Origin of the sequence: Streptomyces sp. WMMC1477 (assembly GCF_027460245.1) — a bacterium.
Taxonomy (GTDB): Bacteria; Actinomycetota; Actinomycetes; order Streptomycetales; family Streptomycetaceae; genus Streptomyces.
Map to the genome: position 1 here is coordinate 4367814 of NZ_JAPZBD010000003.1, position 20387 is coordinate 4388200.

Consider the following 20387-nt stretch of genomic DNA (forward strand, 5'->3'; position numbering starts at 1 on the left):
CTCGCCCGAGGTCACGGCGGTTCCGAGCCGACGGCATAACCTGGACCGCCATGAGCGCAACAGACGTGTGGCTTCCGCTGCCTCCGGACGAGTTCGACGACCTTCCCGGCGCCTTCACCTACCGGTACTGGAACGCCGACGGCCCCCACCCGGCGGACCCGGCCGACTGCCTCGCCTACGTCGTCCCCTACCTCAGGCCGCCTGCTGACGTGCTGGCCCCGCTGGAACGGATGCGCTCCGTGCGGCTCGTCCAGACCCTCACCGCGGGCACCGAGCACATGCTCCCCGGGCTGGCCGCCCTGCCGCCCGGAGCCGTGCTCTGCAACGCCGTCGGGGTGCACGACGCCAGCACCGCCGAGCTCGCCCTGACCCTGATCCTCGCCTCCCTGCGCGGCGTACCCGACTTCGTCCGGCAGCAGGACGCGGGCCGCTGGCGCGGGGGGTTCCGGCCCGCGCTCGCCGACCGCCGGGTGCTGATCGTCGGCTACGGCGGGATCGGGCGCGCCGTCGAGGAACGGCTGCTGCCCTTCGAGGTGGCCCGCGTCGACCGGGTGGCCCGTACCGCGCGCGCCGAGCGGCACGGCCCGGTCCAGAGCCTCGACGCCCTGCCCACGCTGCTGCCCGAGGCCGATGTCGTCGTCGTGGCAGTGCCGTTGACCGAGGGCACGCGGCACCTGGTCGACGCCGGCTTCCTGGCCCGGATGCCGGACGGTGCGCTGCTGGTGAACGTCGCCCGCGGCGGCGTGGTGGACACCAAGGCGCTGCTGCCGGAGCTGGAGTCCGGCCGGCTGCGGGCCGCCCTGGACGTGACCGACCCCGAACCGCTGCCCGAGGACCACCCGTTGTGGCGTGCGCCGGGTGTCCTGATCACGCCGCACGTCGGCGGCCCCTCGACCGCGTTCCGGCCCCGGGCGCGCGCCCTGGTGCGGGCTCAGCTCGACCGGCTCGCGGCCGGCGAGCCCCCCGGGCACGTCGTCCACCGGGCCGCCTGACGGCGCGGCCGGGCCGCCGCGCGCCCGTCGCCGAACCCGTCGAAACCGGCACCTCCCGCGCCCCCTTGGCAACGCGCCGGAGGCGCTCGGGTGCGGAGTGTATCGGTAAATCCCCAAGTCGTCACGTTCCGTAGAGGCCCTATACCCGTGTGTGACGGAACTGGTGTATCGTCCGGACGGGGAGATACCAGGACACCCAGGGGGGGCGACGGGCGAATGCGTGGCCAAAGGACGAACTGCCTGAACGGGGACGGTCGCCGGTGCGACGCGCCCGCGCGGGCCGGTTGGCTGGAAGCCGCTCCCGGCGGGCGGGAGGTGGTGCCGTGACCACTGACGGAACGACCCTGGCGAACGCCGGTCCGGCCGCCCCGCCCCCGCGGGCCGCCCGGACGCCGCAAGCCGGCCGTCGAAGGGACGCTCGTCCGGGGGCGGCGGCGGGCCCGGCGTCGGGGGCCGAACCGGCGTCGGCACCGCTGGAACCGGCGCCGCTGGAACGCGTACACCCTGAACGCGTCCCCCCGGAACGGGCGTCGCAGGAACCCGCACCCCCGGAACCGGCGCCGCCGGGAGCCGCGCCGCCGGGCGTGGCGCGGCTGGGCGCGGACCCGGCGGCAGCCGCGCCGCACCCCCGGCCGCCGTCGGCCCCGGCCCGGCAGCCCCTGCTGCCCCAACTGGCCCTCGCCGCCATCTGCCTGGGCTACGCCGTCGGCGCCGCGCTCGGCTGGGGCTCGCGTGGCGCCGCACTGTTCATGGGGGACTTCGGGCTGAGCGCGGCCGCCTTCCTGGCCACCGGCTCCTGCTACTGGTACGCCCGCTCCCGCTCCGGGGCCTTCCGGCCCGCCTGGTACCTCTTCGCGTTCTCCTCCGCCATGGCCGGCGTCGGCAACGCCGTCTGGGGCTACTACGAGGTCGTCCTCGGGCGCCCCGTGCCCTCGCCCTCCCCGGCGGACTTCACCTTCCTGCTCTTCGCCCCGCCCGCGGTGGTCGGCCTGCTCGTCCTCGCCAAGCGCCCGGTCACCCGGGCGGGCTGGGCCTGCCTCGGGCTGGACGCCTGGCTGGTCGGCGGTTCCCTGCTCACCCTGTCCTGGAGCCTGGCCCTCTCGCACACCGACGACTGGCAGCGCGGTTCCGTGGCCCACCTGGCGCTGAGCCTCGCCTACCCGTTACTCGACATCGTGCTGGTGACCATGGTGCTCGTGCTGCACCTGCGGCGCGGCTCGGCCCAGCGGTCGGCGATCAACACGGCGGTGGGGGCCCTCGCGCTGACGGTGCTGTGCGACGCCCTGTTCACCTCCCCGCTGCTCCAGGCCCACTACCGCTCCGGGCAGCTGCTCGACGCCGGGTGGTTCGCCGGATCGCTGCTCCTGGCCTACGCGCCCTGGGCCAGCGGGGCCCGCCCGGCGCCGGAGCCCCCCACCGTCCCCGGGGCCGGGCGGCCGGTCACGGGCTCCCTCGCCGCGCTGACGCCCTACCTCGCGGGCGCGGTGTGCACCCTGGGCGTCCTCTACAACGTCCGGGACGGCAGCCCCGTGGACCCGGTCGTCCTGTGGACGGCCTGCACCGTCGTGCTGGCCCTGGTCGTGCGGCAGGGTGTCATGCTGCTGGACAACATCCGCCTCGCCCGCGAACTGGCCCACAAGGAGAAACACTTCCGCTCCCTCGTGCAGGGGTCCAGCGACGTCATCATGATCACCTCCTCCTCGGGGCTGCTGCGGTACGTCAGCCCGGCGGCGGTCGGCGTCTTCGGGCGGCGGGCGGACGCCCTGGTCGGCGCCGAGCTGGACCGCCTCGTACACCCCGACGACCTGGGCCGCCTCCACCACGAGGTGCGCCGCTATCTGGCCACCGCCCCGGAGGAGGGGGCGGCCACCCGCATCGAGTGCCGCTTCCGGCACTCCGGCGGCGACTGGCTCAACGTCGAGTCCACGGTCAGCCGCTACCAGGGCGGGCTCATCTTCAACAGCCGGGACGTGACCGAACGCGTCCGTCTCCAGGCCCAGTTGCAGCACAACGCCTCCCATGACCCGCTCACCGACCTGCCCAACCGCGCCCTGTTCACCGACCGGGTGCGCCAGGCCCTCACCGGCCGCCGCGAGGGAGACGGCCCCGACCGGGACGCGGCGGTCCTCTTCATCGACCTCGACGGCTTCAAGGCCGTCAACGACCGCCTGGGCCATCAGGCCGGGGACGAGCTGCTCGTCCAGGCCGGGCGGCGGCTCCTGGAGTCGGTGCGGGCGGGCGACACCGCGGCGCGGCTCGGCGGGGACGAGTTCGCCGCCTTCATCCTCGGTGACGGCTCCGGCGGCCAAGCCGAGCGTGAGGTCCGGGTGCTGGAGATAGCCGACCGGCTGCGCGCCCGCCTCTCCCAGCCGTATCCGCTCGACGGCTCGGCGGCCGAGCCCGAGGCGCGCGTCGCGGCCTCCATCGGCGTCGCGTTCGCCGAGCCCGGCATCACTCCGGCGGCCCTGATGCGCAACGCAGACCTGGCGATGTACCGGGCCAAGCGGCTCGGCAAGGGGCGCGTCGAGCTGTACGCACCCGAGCTGCTCAGCGACCCGCAGCCGCCGCCCCCGCTCGTCGCGGGCACCCGGCAGCCGACGGCGCCGTCCGTGCCGTCCGGCCGCGCGCCCCAAAGCTCCCGGACCCACGGTGGCCGCCGCCCCGGGGCGAGCGGCCCGGGCCGGGCGGGCGCGGGGGAGGAACCCGTCGTGCTCGTGCACCAGCCCGTCGTCGCGCTGGCCACCGGCGAGATCACCGCGGTCGCAGCCCTGCCGCGCCGCCGTTCCCCGCACGGTCTGGTGGCCGACAGCCGCCACGAGTGGCCCCTGCTGCGGGAGGCCGTGGTCCAGGCGGCCCGGCGGCAGCGGTCGGGATTCACCATCCCGGTCGTCGTCCGGGTGCACGCCCGCGCCCTGTGCGGGGGTGCGGGGCGCCGCAGCCGCGTCGAGCGGCTGCTGGAGCGCCACGCGCTGCCCGGCGAGGCCCTCGTCCTGGAGCCCGTCGGGTTCCCCGGTCCGCCGCTGAACCGGCGGGAGCTGGCCGAGGTGACCGACCGGCTCGCCGTGCTCCGCGGGCTCGGCGTCTCCGTCGTGCTGGACGGGTTCGGCGGCGGGCCGGGCGGGCTGGCCACCCTGCACGGCGTCCCGGCGGGCTGGATGCGGCTGGAGGCCGCGCTGGTCGCGGGTGTCGTGGACGCGCCCCGGCTGCACACCGCCGCCGCCGGGCTGCTGCGGATCGCCGTCGACCTCGGCCTGGACTCGCTGGCGGCCGGGGTGGACACGGCGGAGCAGGCCAGCGTGTTGCGCAGGCTGGGCTGCACCCACGGGCAGGGCGCGGCCCTGTGCGGGCCGCTGGACGAGCACCGGCTCCGGCACGCGCTGCGGCAGCGCAGCCTCCCGGTGCCGCGGCACCCCGCGACGGTCCCGGCGGCCCGCGGCGCGGAACGCTCCGTCGTCGTGGCCGGCGCACTGCCGGTGCGGCGGAGCGGCGCGCTCGGTCCCGACGCCGTCACGCATCCCCCATTGAGACCAAATAGTGAGACGTCTGTCCCACCCACTTGACACCTTCCGTACCGCCGGAGGAAGGTCAATGGCATGCGCACCCGAATTCTCGTACTTGGACAGCGCGTCGGCTGACCCGGGCCCCCACCGCCCCGTGAACCCAGCGACGCGCTCCCCTCGCTTGCCACCTCGGCACGGGGGGTTTTTTGTTGCACCAGCACCCTGAACAATCCCCTGCCAAACGTGACAACCGTCACCGGACGTCACACCGCACGACCCGCCCGAAACCGCCCGCGCCCCTCCAGCGTCACGCTCCACAGGGCGGCACCACCACCCTCACCTCGCCGAGAAGAGAAAGCCGATGACCGAGCACGCCACCGGGACACCCCGACCCACGCCGAGGGCCCGTAACGGCGGAGCGCCGCAGCCCGCCACCGTCGAGCACGTCACGGGCGCGCAGTCCCTCATCCGTGCGCTGGAGGAGGTGGGAGCCGACACCGTCTTCGGCATTCCGGGCGGGGCGATCCTTCCCGCGTACGACCCGATGATGGACTCCGGCCGGGTGCGGCACATCCTCGTGCGTCACGAGCAGGGCGCCGGGCACGCGGCCACCGGCTACGCGCAGGCCACCGGCAAGGTCGGCGTGTGCATGGCCACCTCCGGGCCGGGCGCCACCAACCTGGTCACCCCGATCGCCGACGCCCACATGGACTCCGTCCCGATCGTGGCGATCACCGGCCAGGTCGCCTCCAAGGCCATCGGCACGGACGCCTTCCAGGAAGCGGACATCTGCGGTATCACCATGCCGGTCACCAAGCACAACTTCCTGGTCACGGACGCGGCCGACATCCCCCGCACCATCGCCGAGGCCTTCCACATCGCGAGCACCGGCCGCCCGGGTCCGGTGCTGGTCGACATCTCCAAGGACGCCCTCCAGGCCAGGACGGTCTTCTCCTGGCCCCCGGTCCACGACCTGCCCGGCTACCGCCCGGTCACCAAGCCGCACGCCAAGCAGATCCGCGAGGCGGCCAAGCTGATCGGCGAGGCCCGGCGCCCCGTGCTGTACGTCGGCGGCGGCGTGCTCAAGGCCGGGGCCACGGCGGAGCTCAAGGTCCTGGCGGAGCTGACCGGCGCCCCCGTCGTCACCACGCTGATGGCGCTGGGTGCCTTCCCCGACAGCCACCCGCAGCACCTGGGCATGCCGGGCATGCACGGCTCGGTGGCGGCCGTCACCGCCCTGCAGAAGTCCGACCTGATCATCGCGCTCGGCGCCCGCTTCGACGACCGGGTCACCGGCAAGCTGGACTCCTTCGCCCCGCACGCCAAGATCGTCCACGCCGACATCGACCCGGCCGAGATCGGCAAGAACCGCGCCGCCGACGTGCCGATCGTCGGCGACGCCCGCGAGGTCATCGCCGACCTGGTCGTCGCCGTCCAGGCCGAGTACGAGGCCGGGCGCCGGGGCGACTACACGGCCTGGTGGCAGATGCTGACCCGCTGGCGCGACGCCTACCCGCTCGGCTACGACCTGCCGGAGGACGGTTCGCTCTCCCCGCAGCAGGTCATCGAGCGGATCGGCCGGCTCGCCCCGGCGGACACCATCTACGCGGCCGGCGTCGGCCAGCACCAGATGTGGGCGGCCCACTTCATCGGCTACGAGCAGCCCGCCACCTGGCTGAACTCCGGCGGCCTGGGCACCATGGGCTACGCCGTCCCCGCCGCCCTCGGCGCCAAGGCCGGCGCTCCCGACCGTCCGGTGTGGGCGATCGACGGCGACGGATGCTTCCAGATGACCAACCAGGAGCTGGTCACCGCCGCTCTCAACAACATCCCCATCAAGGTCGCCGTCATCAACAACGGCGCCCTGGGCATGGTCCGGCAGTGGCAGACGCTGTTCTACAACCAGCGCTACTCCAACACCGTCCTTCACTCCGGCCCCGGTTCCGAGGCCGAGGAGGCCGGGGAGGCAGGGGCCGGGCAGCCGGCCCTGGGCACCCGCTGCCCCGACTTCGTGAAGCTCGCCGAAGCCATGGGCTGCGTCGGCCTGCGCTGCGAGGACCCGGCCGACCTGGACGCGGTGATCGAGAAGGCCAACGCCATCAACGACCGGCCCGTGGTCGTGGACTTCATCGTCCACGAGGACGCCATGGTCTGGCCCATGGTCGCGGCCGGCACCTCCAACGACGAGGTCATGGCGGCCCGCGGGGTCCGCCCGGACTTCGGCGACAGCGACGACTGAGACCACCGGCGCGAGTAGCGAGAGAGACCCCAACCCATGTCCAAGCACACCCTCTCCGTCCTGGTGGAGAACAAGCCCGGCGTCCTGGCCCGGATCACCGCCCTGTTCTCCCGGCGCGGCTTCAACATCGACTCCCTGGCGGTCGGCACCACCGAGCACCCGGAGATCTCCCGCATCACCATCGTGGTGAACGTCGAGGACCTCCCGCTGGAGCAGGTCACCAAGCAGCTCAACAAGCTCGTCAACGTGCTGAAGATCGTCGAGCTGGAGCCGGGCGCGGCCGTGCAGCGCGAACTCGTTCTGGTGAAGGTCCGCGCCGACAACGAGACGCGCTCCCAGATCGTGGAGATCGTCCAGCTGTTCCGGGCCAAGACCGTCGACGTCTCCCCGGAGGCCGTCACCATCGAGGCGACCGGCAGCAGCGACAAACTGGAGGCCATGCTCAGGATGCTGGAGCAGTACGGCATCAAGGAGCTCGTGCAGTCCGGCACCATCGCGATCGGACGCGGCGCGCGCTCCATCACCGACCGCTCGCTGCGCGCCCTGGACCGCAGCGCGTAGCGGCCGGCCGGGAGCGGGGGCCCCTCACGGGCGTCGCCTCGCTCCCGGCACCGGCCGCTCCGCCGCACCCACCACCCTGACCGGTGTCAACACCGTGGACCGCATCGCGAGACCCGGCGGTACGCACCGGCCGATCACCATACGGTTGGACCCGACGCGGGGCTCCCGTGCCGGGTCCGCGAAAGAAACACAACAAGGAGATGTCCGAAGTGGCCGAGCTCTTCTACGACGACGACGCCGACCTGTCCATCATCCAGGGCCGCAAGGTGGCCGTGCTCGGCTACGGCAGCCAGGGCCACGCCCACGCGCTGTCGCTGCGCGACTCGGGCGTCGACGTGCGCGTCGGCCTGCACGAGGGCTCCACGTCCAAGGCGAAGGCCGAGGAGCAGGGCCTGCGCGTCGTCACCCCGGCCGAGGCCGCGGCCGAGGCCGACGTCATCATGATCCTCGTCCCGGACCCGATCCAGGCCCAGGTCTACGAGGAGTCCGTCAAGGACAACCTGAAGGACGGCGACGCCCTGTTCTTCGGCCACGGCTTCAACATCCGCTTCGGCTTCATCAAGCCCCCGGCCAACGTCGACGTGTGCATGGTCGCCCCGAAGGGCCCCGGCCACCTCGTCCGCCGTCAGTTCGAGGAGGGCCGCGGCGTGCCGTGCATCGCGGCCGTCGAGCAGGACGCCACCGGCAAGGCCTTCGAGCTGGCCCTCTCCTACGCCAAGGGCATCGGCGGCACCCGCGCGGGCGTCATCAAGACGACCTTCACCGAGGAGACCGAGACCGACCTCTTCGGCGAGCAGGCCGTCCTCTGCGGTGGCGCCTCCGCTCTGGTCAAGGCCGGTTTCGAGACCCTCGTCGAGGCGGGCTACCAGCCGGAGATCGCCTACTTCGAGTGCCTGCACGAGCTGAAGCTCATCGTCGACCTGATGTACGAGGGCGGCCTGAGCAAGATGCGCTGGTCCGTCTCCGAGACCGCCGAGTGGGGCGACTACGTCACCGGCCCGCGGGTCATCACCGACCAGACCAAGGCCGAGATGAAGAAGGTCCTCGACGACATCAAGGACGGTACCTTCGCCAACAACTGGATGGCCGAGTACAAGGCGGGCCTGCCCAAGTACAACGAGTACAAGAAGGCCGACTCGGACCACCTCCTGGAGACCACGGGCAAGGAGCTGCGCAAGCTCATGAGCTGGGTCGACGACGAGGCCTGAGCCGCCGGGCGCCGCGGCGGCCGAGGCCGTCGCGGCGCCCCGCCTCCCTGCCCGCGCCGGGCAGGCCATCCGTACGGGGGATGATCGGCGTCTGCGCGGAATCGGCCCCGGATCACGGCTAGACTGCGCAGCAGATTCGCGTCACAGGCTCACAGCGTCGTGCGTCTCCACGCGGCTGCCAACCTCCACCGCCTTCGGCCGTCGAGACGCGGCCGTCCTCCCCCTCGCCCAGGCGGGCGCGGGCGGTACTCCCAGGACTAGTGAGGACTGAGACCGAAGTGAGCAAGCCCGTAGTACTCATCGCCGAGGAGCTCTCCCCGGCCACCATCGACGCCCTCGGCCCGGACTTCGACGTCCGGCACTGCAGCGGGGCCGACCGTGGCGAGCTGCTGGCCGCGATCGCCGACGTCGACGCCATCCTGATCCGCAGCGCGACCAAGCTGGACGCCGAGGCCATCGGCGCCGCCCGCAAGCTCAAGGTCGTGGCGCGCGCCGGCGTCGGCCTGGACAACGTGGACGTCGCCGCCGCCACCAAGGCCGGCGTGATGGTCGTCAACGCACCGACCTCCAACATCGTCACCGCGGCCGAGCTGGCCTGCGGCCTCCTCGTCGCCACCGCCCGCAACATCCCGCAGGCGAACTCCGCCCTCAAGCAGGGCGAGTGGAAGCGCAGCAAGTACACGGGCGTCGAGCTGTCCGAGAAGACGCTCGGCGTCGTCGGCCTCGGCCGCATCGGCGTGCTCGTCGCCCAGCGGATGTCCGCCTTCGGCATGAAGGTCGTCGCCTACGACCCCTACGTGCAGCCCGCCCGCGCCGCGCAGATGGGCGTCAAGCTGCTGACGCTCGACGAGCTGCTCGAGGTCTCGGACTTCATCACCGTCCACCTCCCCAAGACGCCGGAGACGCTCGGCCTCATCGGCGACGAGGCCCTGCACAAGGTCAAGCCGAGCGTGCGCATCGTCAACGCAGCCCGCGGCGGCATCGTGGACGAGGACGCGCTCTACGCCGCCCTCAAGGAGGGCCGCGTCGCCGGCGCCGGGCTCGACGTCTACGCCTCCGAGCCCTGCACCGACTCCCCGCTCTTCGCCTTCGACCAGGTCGTGTGCACCCCGCACCTGGGCGCCTCCACCGGCGAGGCCCAGGAGAAGGCGGGCGTTGCCGTGGCCCGTTCCGTGCGGCTCGCCCTCGCCGGTGAGCTCGTGCCGGACGCGGTCAACGTCCAGGGCGGCGTGATCGCCGAGGACGTCCGCCCCGGGCTGCCGCTGGCCGAGCGGCTCGGCCGGATCTTCACGGCGCTGGCCGGCGAGGTCGCCGTCCGGCTCGACGTCGAGGTCTACGGCGAGATCACCCAGTACGACGTCAAGGTGCTGGAGCTGTCCGCGCTCAAGGGCGTCTTCGAGGACGTCGTCGACGAGACCGTCTCCTACGTCAACGCGCCGCTGTTCGCCCAGGAGCGCGGCGTCGAGGTCCGCCTCACCACCTCCAGCGACTCGCCGGACCACCGCAACCTCGTCACCGTGCGCGGCACCCTGAGCAACGGCGAGGAGATCGCCGTCTCCGGCACGCTGGCCGGGCCCAAGCACGTGCAGAAGATCGTCGGCGTCGGCGACCACGAGATCGAGCTGTCCCTCGCGGAGCACATGGCCTTCCTCCGCTACGGCGACCGCCCCGGTGTCGTCGGCACCCTGGGCCGCATCCTCGGCGAGGCCGGCATCAACATCGCCGGCATGCAGGTCTCCCGCGCCGAGGAGGGCGGTGAGGCGCTCGTCGCCCTCACCGTGGACGACACCATCCCGCCGTCCGTCCTCGCGGAGATCGCCGAGGAGATCGGCGCCACCTCCGCCCGCGCGGTCAACCTCCTCGACGGCTGACGGCTGACGGCACGCGGATCGAGCTGATGGCGGGTCACCGGGCTCCGGTGACCCGCCATCGGCGTTCCAGCCCCGTCCCCGCCCTGCTGCTCGGCCCGCTACTCTGCGTGCATGCATCCCCAACAGCCGTTTCCGCAACAGCCGCCCCCGCCGATAGGCCCGCCCCCGCCGCCCGTGCCCCCGCGCAGGCCTGTCGGCCTCCTCTTCGCCGCTCTGCTGGCCGGGGCGCTCCTCGGCGCAGTGGGAGGCGCCGCAGCCGTCGCGCTCGCGGGTGACGACGACGCGTCCGGCGCGCGCGCCGACGCGCTGGCGGCCTGCGGGGCGCTGGAGCGCTTCGACCACGAGAAGTACTACGACGAGGGACAGGACGGTATCGTCCACCTCCACCGCTGGAGCGGCGCGCACACACTGTCCCGGGCCGCCGGTGAGGCAGACTCCCGGTACCTGCCCCTGGCCGAGAACATCGACGAGGTGCGGTTGCAGGTCAATCAGCAGTACGAGTTCACCGATGCGGCGAAGCGTCACCTGGACGAGGCGCGGCGGCTCTGCGGCGAGCTCTGACCCGCCTCAGGCGCCGTCAGACCATCGGCCGACGTCGACCCTGTCGAAGACTTCCCCCTCCGCGTCGTACGCCGTGACCGTGAAGGTGTCGAAGCGGGGCAGCGCGGTGGTGTCGAGGAAGTACACGCCCCAGCCGGGGTCACCGGGCAGCGTGAACAGCTCAGCCGGGTACTCCTTTCCCGCCACGGTCACCACGATTCGCCGCGGCGGCTCCGGCAGCCGCCAGGCACCCTCGACCCGCTCGACGCCCGTGCCCGCCATGGCCAGGTACCCGGCACTGATGCTGCGGGGACGGATGTTCTCCCCCAGCCCCTGCTCGCGGGCGTGTTCCACGGCCTCCCGGAACCCCTCCGGCTCGGCGAGGACGTAGGTCTGCCGCCCCCCGGGCAGCAGCCCGAGCCGCAGTCCCGGCGCGACGGTGACCGGGGCGTAGGGCTCGACCGTCCGCGGCCCGGTGCCGGACGGGTCGGCGGGTGCGGGTGAGGGCACGGCGGGCTCCACGCGTCCCGGGTCGGCGGCGCCGGGCAGCAGGGGTAGTGCGGCCAGCACGGCCACGGCCGCCGCCGAGCCCAGGACGACGGCCCGCCGGGTCCGCCGTCGGGACCGGCCCGCCCGTACCACGGCGTCCACCGGCGCCGGGCCGGTCGGCAGCGCGTCGGCCTCCCGGCGCAGGGCGGCGCTCAGTTCGGCCTCCGCCCGCTCCGGCGCGGCCGGGAACTCTCGCTCGTCTCTCATACCGTCTCGCTCGTTGTGAGTCGGGGCAGTTCGGCGCGCAGCCTGGCCAGCGCCCGGGCCGTGTGGCTGCGCACGGTACCCACGCCGGTGCCCAGCAGCTCGGCCACCTCCGTCTCGCTCCGGTCCTCCAGGTACCGCAGCACCACGGTGGCGCGCTGCCGGGCGGGCAGGCGGCGCAGGGCGTCCAACAGGAGGCTGCGTTCGACGAGTTGGTCGGTGCGGTCCGGTGCCGCCCGCTCCGGCAGCCATTGGGTGAGCCACTCGCCGAGCCTGCGGCGGCGTATCCGGTCCGCGTTGGTGTTGATCAGAATGCGCCACACGTACGCCTCCGGGTCACGGGCGTTCCGCACCCGCTCCCAGCGCGTGTACGCCCGCGCCAGTGCGGCCTGCACCAGGTCCTCCGCGTCCTGGTGATGGCCGGTCAGCAGATAGGCCGTACGCAGCAGGCGCGGCCAGCGGCCCTCGACGAACGAACGGAAGTCGTCCTCCGCGCTCTTGTTCACCTGGCTCCTGTGTCCGGTCGTCGGTCTCCGGGCCGCGCCGGGGCCCCCATCACCCGGCGCGGCGGTCGGTCGAGGGTCAGCCGGCCGGCCAGGGCTCGACGTCCATGGTGTCGAAGACGTCGCCGTCGGCGTCCTTGGCGATCACCGTGAAGCTGTCCGGCAGCTCCTGGCCCCGGAGGTCGAGGTAGTAGGTGCCCCAGCCGGGCTCGCCCGGGAGCCGCACGATCTGCGCCGCGTAGTCGACGTTGTCTCCGAAGGAGACGATGATCTCGCGCGGCGTCTCGTCCAGCCGCCACGCACCGTCGATGATCTGGACCTCGCCCGACTCGGAGTAGACGCCGACGCTGATGCTGTCGGGGCGGATGTCGGAGCCGACGTAGCCCTTGGCGGACTCGATGTCCTCCGCGAAGCGCTCGTTCGGGCTGACCACGTAGTTCTGCTTGCCCGTGGGCAGCAGACCCATCCGCCAGTCCTCGCCGATGGCCACGGGCTCGTACGGCTCGACGACCTTCACCTCCAGGCCGCCGAACGTCTCCAGGCCGGAACGCGCGCTCTCCGACGCGGGGGCCTCTCCGGGCACCGCGGCCTCCGGGGCGGCGGCCTGGGCCCGCGTCGGCGCGGGCTCGGGCTGGTCCGCTGTCGCGATGCCGGCCCCGGCCAGCAGCAGCGTCGCCATCGCGCCGGTGGTGGCGGCCAGCCGACGACGCGTGGCCCGGCCGTGGCGGGTGCGGTTCTCGTTCATGGTGTGACTCCCGAAGGTGGCGGCGGGCCCGTGCGCGGCCCGCCTGGTTGCCTGTCACCTCTCAGACGTCACGCCGTGCCGGGATCTATGTCACGGCCGGAGAATTCTTCGTCGGCGGAGCCGGCGGGCAGGACGTCCGGACCGTGACGGAGCGTCTCCAGCAGGGCGCGTACCGCCGCGCGGCGGGGCGGGCCGCGGCGGAGTGCCGCGGTGATCGTGCGGGTCACCGGAGTCGTGAGTTCCCTGGTGACGACGTGATACCGGCGATCGACCGCCAGCCCGGGAAGCAGGGCGATCGACAGGCCGGCCTCGACGTGCTGCAGGGACATCAGGTAGTTGCTGAACCGGCAGACCACGCGCGGCTCGAACCCCGAATGACGGCACAGCCGCACTGCGAGGTTGGCCATGTAGGACTGCGGCACGTCGAACGCCCACGGCTCGTCCGCGACGGCCGTGAGGTCCACGGGGCCTCGGCCGGCCGCGGGGTGGCCCGGCGGGAGGACCAGCAGGACGGGGTCCGTGGCCAGCGGCACGAGGTCGAGGTCCGGGCCGAGCGGCAGCTCGTCGAAGTCCGTGGTCGTGATGACGAGGTCCGCGTCACCGGCGCGCAGGGCGGGGATGCTCGCGTGCGGTTCGAGCTCCAGCAACTCGACGTCCAGGTGCGGGTGTGCGCGGGCGAGACGGGTCACCGCCGGCACTGCCACGGAGTGGATCGCGCTCTGGAACGCGCCGAGCCGCACCAGCCCCGACGGCTCCTCGCCGAACCCGCGCAGCTCCGCCTCGATGCTCTCCATGTGGTCGAGGAGCGCTCGCGCACGCCGCGCGAGGATCACCCCGGCCGAGGTCAGTCGTACCCGGCGGCCCGTCCGCTCGAAGAGCTGGGTGCGGGTCTCGGCCTCGAGCACGGCCAACTGCTGCGAGACACTCGACGGACTCATGCTGGCGGCCTGGGCGACGGCCCGGACGGTGCCGAGGGTGTCCATCTGCGTGAGGAGGCGGAGCCTCCAGGGGTTCATCATGCGCCCATTGTTGTGCGGTTTCACCGAACAGCAGAGCCGGAAATGTGAGATGGACGTGCCGCTCGCCGTCTCCCTACCGTCGGGGCATGGTTGCTCCGTCCACGGACCCGACGTCCCCCGTTTTCACGACGACCGTTCCCACGACGACCGATCCCACCGCGCCCGCGTCCGGCGACGCCTTCTGGGCCGATGCCGAACGGCATCTCGTCCGCTACGGCGGCGCGTTCACCCCGGAGATCATCGATCGCGCCGCAGGGAGCTTCGTGTACACCGCGGCGGGCCGGAAGATCCTCGACTTCACCTCCGGCCAGATGAGCGCGATCCTCGGCCACTCGCACCCGGCGATCGTCGAGACCGTCCAGCGGCAGGTCGCGCACCTGGACCATCTGTACAGCGGCATGCTCAGCCGCCCGGTCGTCGACCTCGCCCGGCGCCTGTCCGACACCCTGCCCGCACCGCTGTCGAAGGTGCAGATCCTGACCACCGGCGCCGAGTCGAACGAGGCCGCGATCCGGATGGCCAAGCTCGTCACCGGCAAGCACGAGATCGTCTCGTTCGCACGGTCCTGGCACGGCATGACGCAGGCCGCCGCCTCCGCCACCTACAGCGCGGGCCGCAAGGGGTACGGCCCGTCCTCGCCCGGCAACTTCGCGCTCCCGGTGCCGAACGCGTACCGGCCCGACTTCACCACGCCCGACGGCTCCTTCGACTGGCGCCGCCAGCTCGACCTCGCCTTCGAACTGATCGACGCCCAGTCGACCGGCAGCCTGGCCGCCTGCCTGGTGGAGCCGATCCTCAGCGCGGGCGGCATCATCGAGCCGCCGCCCGGGTACTTCGCCGCCCTGCGGGAGAAGTGCCGGGAGCGCGGCATGCTCCTGATCCTCGACGAGGCACAGACGGGCCTGTGCCGCACCGGGACCTGGTACGCGTTCGAGCGCGACCGGGTCGTGCCCGACATCCTCACCCTGTCCAAGACGCTCGGTGCCGGACTGCCGGTCGCGGCCGTGGTCACCAGCGCCGACATCGAGCAGGAGGCGTACGAGCGCGGGTTCCTGTTCTTCACCACCCACGTCTCCGATCCGCTGGCGGCGGCGGTCGGCAACACGGTCCTCGACGTCCTGACCGCCGAACGGCTCGACGAACGGGCCCGGTCGCTCGGTGCCTTCCTGCGCCGGGGGCTGGAGGACATCGCCACGCGTCACGCGTGCGTCGGCGACACCCGCGGCCGGGGCCTGCTCGCGGCGCTCGAACTCGTCGCCGAGGACGCCGACGGCCCCGGCGTCGACGAGCTGGGCGCGGGGGTCACTCGCCGCTGCCTCGAACTCGGCCTGCACATGAACATCGTGCAGCTCCCCGGCATGGGTGGCGTGTTCCGGATCGCGCCGCCGCTGACCGCGACGCAGGACGAGCTGGCCCTCGGTCTGGAGATCCTGGACACGGCGATCGGCGACACGCGAGCCGCCCGCTGACCGTCCCGCCCCCCGCGTCACAGGCGGGTGGCCTTGAGGGCCATGTGGAGGAGGAGCCGGGACTCGCCGTCGCCCAGATCGAGCCCGGTGAGCTGCTCGACGCGGGAGAGCCGGTAGTAGAGGGTCTGCCGGTGGACGCCGAGGGCCGCGGCGGCCCGTCCGGCCTGCCCGGCGCAGTCGAGGTAGACCTCGGCGGTGCGCGCCATCTCCCGGTGGGCCGGGTCCAGCAGCCGTCTGAGGACCGGGTCGGCCCTGACGGTGTCCGGCAGGGCCGTCAGGAGACGGTACGGGCCCAGCTCCGGCCACAGGGCGACGGGCCCCAGCCGTGGCTCCGCCCGGGCCGCGCGGGCGGCGGCGAGGGCCTGCCGCCAGGCCTCGGCGGGCTCGGCGAGCCCGGGCAGCCCGGCGCTGACCCCGGCCGTGGCGACCGGCCCGGCGCCGGGCACGACGACCGGCCCCGGGCCCGCCCCGGCGCTCGTGGCGGAGCCGGTGCCGTCCGGGGCGCCGCTGCGGGGCGAGCGCAGGAGCCGCTCACCGGCGCTGCGGGCGGGGTCGAGCCCCTCGGGCGTGTGCAGCCGGACCAGGGCCGCCAGGGCCCCCTCGGCTGGGGCGGCGGCGTCCCCGGGCCGTACCGGGCACGTCACCGGCACCTGGGGGAGGCGGGTGGCCGGGGGCCCGGCGCCCTCGGCGCGCCACGGGGTGACGGCGACGACGGCCAGCGGGCGCCCGGCCGCCGGGCCGAGCGCCGAGCGCAGCTCCTCCGCGGCGGTCAGGCGCTCACCGGCCGGACCGGTGAGCGCGGTGTGCAGCAGCTCGCCCAGGCGGGCACCGGAATGGGCCTCGGCCGCCAGGAGCGCCCCGATGCGGTCGGCCGTGGCGAGAGCCTCGGTGAGCCGGGGGTCGTCGAGCTCCAGGGTGCCGTCGTCCAGGAGCCAGATGTAGCCGTGCGCCACGCCGCCGTGCCGCACGGGCAGGCAGATCCGGCCCTTGACGACCCCGGCGGCCGGGTCGGGCGGGATCCGGACCGGGCCACGCGCCCGGGTGATCCCGAACCGCTCGAACCAGGCCCGGACGGCGGCCGAGGAGCGGCGCTGCATGATCGACCGCGTGCGGACGGGGTCGAGCACGAGGTCGTCGTCGCTCTCGGTGCTGTGGGCGCCGAAGGCGATCAGCGTGAAGTCGCGGTCCTCCAGGGTGGCGGGGGCGCCCAGCAGCGCCGACACCTCGTCGATCAGGCCCTGGTAGTCCTCGCGCATCGCCGGTCCGCCCCTCTCGTCGCAGCCTGTGGCGCCGGCCCCGGCGCCGACGCGTCCCGCCCACCCCATTCTCATACAACTGTCTGAGATTCGTGCCACGCGAGCGTGACAGGTGTCGATGGCCGGTCGCCGGCGCGATCCTTAGATTTTGCGGCGGCTCACCCCGCCGTTGAAAGAATGTCCTGTTGGAGGTGCCCGTTGCTGGGTCCTGTGCTTCTCGCCGCCGCGCGCAGTGACGGCATCCGCCGCCTCGTCTCGGCCGCCCCGTTCACCCGGCCCGTCGTGGACCGTTTCGTGGCCGGAGAGCGCCTGGAGCACGCCGCGTGGGCCGTGCGCGACCTGACCGGTCGCGGGCTGGAGGTGACCCTCGACCACCTCGGCGAGGACGTCACCGACCCCAGCGAGGCCCTCCGCGCCCGCGACGCCTACCTCGCCCTCGCCGACGTCCTCGGGGAGGAGGACCTCGACGGGCGCGCCGAGATGTCGGTGAAGCTGTCCGCGTTCGGCCAGGCACTGCCCGGCGGCCACGACATCGCCTACGCGAACGTGCGCCCCGTCGTCGAGGCCGCGGCGGCGGCCGGGACCACGGTGACCCTGGACATGGAGGACCACACCACCGTGGACTCCACGCTCGCCATCCTCGCCGAGCTGCGCAAGGACTTCCCGCAGACCGGAGCCGTCGTCCAGTCCTACCTCTTCCGCACCGAGGAGGACTGCCGCGCGCTGGCCGGGGAAGGCTCCCGGGTGCGCCTGGTGAAGGGCGCCTACAAGGAACCCGCCGAGGTCGCCTATCAGAACAAGCACGACGTCGACCGGGCGTATGTACGCTGTTTGAAGATCCTCATGGCCGGTCAGGGCTACCCCATGATCGGCTCGCACGACCCGCGGATGGTCGCCATCACCCAGGAGCTCGCCCGCCGCTTCGGCCGCAAGCCGGACGAGTACGAGTTCCAGATGCTCTACGGCATCCGCGAGGCTGAACAGGAGCGCCTGGTCGCCGCCGGTCACCGGATGCGCGTGTACGTGCCGTACGGCACCGACTGGTACGGCTACTTCATGCGCCGCCTCGCCGAGCGCCCGGCCAACCTCGCGTTCTTCCTGCGCTCGCTCGCCACCCGCGGCTGAGCGCGGGCCCACCCGGCGGCCCACCGCCACTGCCGTCCCTCTCCCCGACCCCGAAGGAGACATGCCAGCCATGGATGCTGTGACCCAGGTCCCCGCCCCGTACAACGAGCCGGTGCACGGCTACGCCCCCGGCAGCCCTGAGCGGGCCCGCCTGGAGCGCAGGCTGAAGGAGCTGGCCGAGAACCCGATCGACCTCCCCATGACGATCAACGGGGAGAAGCGCATGGGCGGCGGCGAGCGCTTCGACGTCGTCCAGCCGCACGCCCACGCCAAGCGGCTGGGCACCTATGCGAACGCCACCCGGCAGGACGCCAAGGACGCCGTCGACGCCGCCCTGGCCGCCGCCCCGGCCTGGCGCGCCCTGTCCTTCGACGACCGCGCCGCCATCATCCTCAAGGCCGCCGAGCTGCTGGCCGGCCCCTGGCGCGAGACGATCGCCGCCTCCACCATGCTGGGCCAGTCCAAGACCGCCCAGCAGGCCGAGATCGACGCGCCCTGCGAGCTGGTCGACTTCTGGCGCTTCAACGTGCACTTCGCCCGCGAGCTGCTCACCGAGCAGCCCCCCATCCAGCCCAAGGGCGTGTGGAACCGGCTGGACCACCGTCCGCTGGAGGGCTTCGTCTACGCGATCACGCCGTTCAACTTCACGGCCATCGCGGGCAACCTGCCCACCGCCCCCGCGCTGATGGGCAACGTCGTCGTCTGGAAGCCCTCGCCCACCCAGACCCACTCCGCCGTGCTGCTCATGGAGCTCCTGGAGGAGGCCGGGATGCCCCCCGGCGTCATCAACCTGGTCACCGGTGACGGCAAGGACGTCTCCGAGGTCGCCCTGCCGCACCCGGAGCTGGCCGGCATCCACTTCACCGGCTCCACCGGCACCTTCCAGCACCTGTGGCGCGAGGTCGGCAACAACATCGCCGGCTACCGCTCCTACCCGCGTATCGTCGGCGAGACCGGCGGCAAGGACTTCATCGTCGCCCACCCCACCGCCGACCCGGCGATCCTGAAGACCGCCATCACCCGCGGCGCCTTCGAGTACCAGGGCCAGAAGTGCTCCGCCGCCTCCCGCGCCTACGTCCCGCGCACCCTGTGGGAGGGCGGCCTGCGCGACGAGCTGGCCGCGGAGGCCGAGGGCCTGACGATGGGCGACGTCACCGACCTGTCCAACTTCATCGGCGCCGTCATCGACGACCGTGCCTTCGCCAAGAACAAGGCCGCCATCGACGCCGCCAAGGCCGACCCGTCCTGCGAGATCATCGCGGGCGGCACCTACGACGACTCGGTCGGCTATTTCGTCCGCCCGACCGTCATCGCCTGCTCCGACCCCGAGAACGACGTCTTCAAGACCGAGTACTTCGGGCCCATCATCGCCGTCCACGTCTACGAGGACGAGAAGTTCGACGCCATGCTGGAGCAGATGGAGTCCGTCTCCGCCTACGCGCTGACCGGCGCCGTCCTCGCCAAGGACCGGGCCGTCCTCGCCAAGGCCTCGGACAAGCTGCGCTTCGCGGCCGGCAACTTCTACCTCAACGACCGTCCCACCGGCTCCATCGTCGGCCAGCAGCCCTTCGGCGGCGCCCGTGCCTCCGGCACGAACGACAAGGCGGGCTCGAAGTTCAACCTGCTCCGCTGGATGTCGCCGCGCTCCATCAAGGAGACGCAGGTCGCCCCGACCGACTACCGCTACCCGCACATGGGCTGACCCCCAGCCCCACCGGGCCCGGCCCCCGCACCGCGGGCGCCGGGCCCGCCCCTTTCCCGCCGGGGTTCGCTGCCGCGCCCCGTGCGCCCCTGCCGGCGCCGCTCCGCGCCTGCGTAGCATCGGCAGCACCGTCAGTCCCCGTACGAGGAGCCGCCGTGGCCCGCGAAGTCGACACGACAGCGTGCGAGAAGACACCTGCCGCGATCCGCGCGGCGCTGGAGCGCCGCCCCGACTGGCTACGCGGCTTCGAGCAGGACTTCCTCAGCGCGGCGGCGGAGTTCGACCAGGCGGCGCTGGACACCGCCGTGGACCGCTGGTTCCCCGCGGCCTGCGCCTGCGCGACGCCCGGCTACCTGGATCAGGTCGAGAACGACGTCCGCCGGGTACAGCAGGGCGACACCGAGGGCATGATCTTCCGGGACGCGGAGGGGAACGCCTACGACGCCCAGGGAACGCCCCTGTCCCTCTGCGCGGGTGAACGATGAGCACGTACGCGATCCGGTACGCCGAGCGCGCGGCTCGCCGCAAGGCGGCGTTACCGGCACCTCAGCGCAGTGCACTGGAACGGCTGGAGAAACAGCTCAGCGCCAATCCCTTCGGGAACGGCGCGCGGAGCAACCAGGACAACAGCTGGACGGCGTTCTTCACCGGCGGAATGACCGTCTACGTCGTCTCCAACCGCCACGTCGTGATCAACGTCATCGACCTGGTCGCCGTGTGACGGCTCCGCCGTCACTGTCCTCCACCCGCGGAACTACGCAACGTCGCCCTCCGAACACCCCTTAGGGTGGTCTGTTCGACCTCCGAGCCTCGGGAGGCCTGGTCGGCCTGGATCTTCCGCCAAGGGAACCGGAAGCCAGGCTGGACGCACTGGCACACCGGCTCGTGGCCCTGCGCACCACCG

At 73.0% G+C, this 20387-nt stretch carries 17 protein-coding genes; 12 read left to right on the forward strand and 5 right to left on the reverse strand.

Features of this window, described 5'->3' with window-relative positions; genetic code table 11:
- Positions 1 to 50 precede the first annotated feature (50 nt).
- From O7609_RS19605 to O7609_RS19635, 7 genes are all read left to right on the forward strand, one after another.
- Positions 51 to 992, forward strand: coding sequence for a 2-hydroxyacid dehydrogenase (locus tag O7609_RS19605; protein ID WP_269735688.1), 942 nt, complete (start codon positions 51 to 53; stop codon positions 990 to 992).
- Positions 993 to 1576: 584 nt separating this feature from the next.
- On the forward strand, positions 1577 to 4552 hold the full coding sequence (locus tag O7609_RS19610) for a diguanylate cyclase (protein ID WP_443072174.1): 2976 nt from the start codon (positions 1577 to 1579) through the stop codon (positions 4550 to 4552).
- A 301-nt stretch (positions 4553 to 4853) separates the two neighbouring features.
- The gene (locus O7609_RS19615; RefSeq protein ID WP_269735687.1) at positions 4854 to 6731 is read left to right on the forward strand and encodes an acetolactate synthase large subunit; all 1878 of its coding nucleotides are present in this window, start codon (positions 4854 to 4856) and stop codon (positions 6729 to 6731) included.
- 36 nt (positions 6732 to 6767) lie between these two features.
- Positions 6768 to 7292 (forward strand): acetolactate synthase small subunit, encoded by a 525-nt coding sequence (gene ilvN, locus O7609_RS19620; protein WP_269735686.1) that lies wholly within the window; start codon positions 6768 to 6770, stop codon positions 7290 to 7292.
- 209 nt (positions 7293 to 7501) lie between these two features.
- The gene (ilvC, locus tag O7609_RS19625) at positions 7502 to 8500 is read left to right on the forward strand and encodes a ketol-acid reductoisomerase (RefSeq protein ID WP_269737192.1); all 999 of its coding nucleotides are present in this window, start codon (positions 7502 to 7504) and stop codon (positions 8498 to 8500) included.
- A 278-nt stretch (positions 8501 to 8778) separates the two neighbouring features.
- Entirely contained in the window at positions 8779 to 10371 is a 1593-nt protein-coding gene (gene serA, locus O7609_RS19630; protein WP_269735685.1) for a phosphoglycerate dehydrogenase, read from the forward strand.
- A 111-nt stretch (positions 10372 to 10482) separates the two neighbouring features.
- A complete protein-coding gene (locus tag O7609_RS19635; protein ID WP_269735684.1) occupies positions 10483 to 10932 on the forward strand; it encodes a hypothetical protein in 450 nt (149 codons plus the stop codon).
- 6 nt (positions 10933 to 10938) lie between these two features.
- Here the strand turns inward: O7609_RS19635 and O7609_RS19640 are convergent, their stop codons facing one another.
- From O7609_RS19640 to O7609_RS19655, 4 genes are all read right to left on the reverse strand, one after another.
- Entirely contained in the window at positions 10939 to 11667 is a 729-nt protein-coding gene (locus O7609_RS19640; protein ID WP_269735683.1) for a hypothetical protein, read from the reverse strand.
- A complete protein-coding gene (locus O7609_RS19645) occupies positions 11664 to 12170 on the reverse strand; it encodes a SigE family RNA polymerase sigma factor (RefSeq protein WP_269735682.1) in 507 nt (168 codons plus the stop codon). The genes O7609_RS19640 and O7609_RS19645 overlap by 4 nt, the downstream gene beginning before the upstream one ends.
- A gap of 76 nt (positions 12171 to 12246) precedes the next feature.
- The gene (locus tag O7609_RS19650) at positions 12247 to 12912 is read right to left on the reverse strand and encodes a hypothetical protein (protein ID WP_269735681.1); all 666 of its coding nucleotides are present in this window, start codon (positions 12910 to 12912) and stop codon (positions 12247 to 12249) included.
- Between the two features lie 68 nt (positions 12913 to 12980).
- Positions 12981 to 13931, reverse strand: a complete 951-nt coding sequence (locus O7609_RS19655; RefSeq protein ID WP_269743978.1) for a LysR substrate-binding domain-containing protein — start codon at positions 13929 to 13931, stop codon at positions 12981 to 12983.
- Positions 13932 to 14017: 86 nt separating this feature from the next.
- Between O7609_RS19655 and O7609_RS19660 the strand changes: the two genes are divergently transcribed.
- Positions 14018 to 15400, forward strand: a complete 1383-nt coding sequence (locus tag O7609_RS19660; RefSeq protein ID WP_269735679.1) for an aspartate aminotransferase family protein — start codon at positions 14018 to 14020, stop codon at positions 15398 to 15400.
- Positions 15401 to 15417: 17 nt separating this feature from the next.
- Here O7609_RS19660 and O7609_RS19665 read toward each other — a convergent pair whose 3' ends face one another.
- Positions 15418 to 16656 carry a PucR family transcriptional regulator gene (locus O7609_RS19665; protein WP_269735678.1) on the reverse strand — a complete coding sequence of 413 codons (1239 nt, stop codon included), beginning with the start codon at positions 16654 to 16656 and terminating at the stop codon, positions 15418 to 15420.
- Between the two features lie 198 nt (positions 16657 to 16854).
- Between O7609_RS19665 and O7609_RS19670 the strand changes: the two genes are divergently transcribed.
- The 4 genes from O7609_RS19670 (at position 16855) to O7609_RS19685 (ending at position 20204) form a co-directional block, all read left to right on the forward strand.
- Positions 16855 to 17781 (forward strand): proline dehydrogenase family protein, encoded by a 927-nt coding sequence (locus O7609_RS19670; protein WP_269743979.1) that lies wholly within the window; start codon positions 16855 to 16857, stop codon positions 17779 to 17781.
- Positions 17782 to 17851: 70 nt separating this feature from the next.
- Entirely contained in the window at positions 17852 to 19483 is a 1632-nt protein-coding gene (gene pruA / locus O7609_RS19675; RefSeq protein WP_269735676.1) for an L-glutamate gamma-semialdehyde dehydrogenase, read from the forward strand.
- A 155-nt stretch (positions 19484 to 19638) separates the two neighbouring features.
- Positions 19639 to 19968, forward strand: coding sequence for a DUF6247 family protein (locus tag O7609_RS19680; protein WP_269735675.1), 330 nt, complete (start codon positions 19639 to 19641; stop codon positions 19966 to 19968).
- Positions 19965 to 20204, forward strand: coding sequence for a hypothetical protein (locus O7609_RS19685; protein ID WP_269735674.1), 240 nt, complete (start codon positions 19965 to 19967; stop codon positions 20202 to 20204). Before O7609_RS19680 ends, O7609_RS19685 begins: the two co-directional genes overlap by 4 nt.
- The last annotated feature ends 183 nt before the right edge of the window (positions 20205 to 20387 follow it).